Source organism: Brevibacillus sp. SIMBA_040 (genome assembly GCF_046535075.1).
Lineage (GTDB): Bacteria > Bacillota > Bacilli > Brevibacillales > Brevibacillaceae > Brevibacillus.
In genome coordinates, this window is sequence record NZ_JAWRXI010000303.1 from 1 (window position 1) to 254 (window position 254).

The 254-nt window shown below is 37.4% G+C and carries 1 protein-coding gene; it reads right to left on the reverse strand.

Annotated elements, in window-relative coordinates; translation table 11 throughout:
* Nucleotides 1-254 (reverse strand): LbetaH domain-containing protein (locus SB752_RS32925; RefSeq protein ID WP_486320413.1); only part of this gene is annotated, 254 nt, incomplete at both ends.

Below are 254 nucleotides of genomic sequence, written 5' to 3' on the forward strand. Positions count from 1 at the left end.
GAATAAGACGGAACATCTTTGGTTACTACAACATTTGTTGCAATTATGGCACCAGCAGCTATATGAATACGTGGCATAATTGTAGCAGTATAACCTGTCCAAACATCGTTTCCTATAACTGTATCACCTTTGAATCCACCACTTAAATTCTTTAATCCGACTTCCCAATCTCCACCAAATGCCCCAAAAGGAACAGTTGTAAATGAATCTGTATTATGATTCGCACCATTCATAATAAATTTAGCGGTAGATGC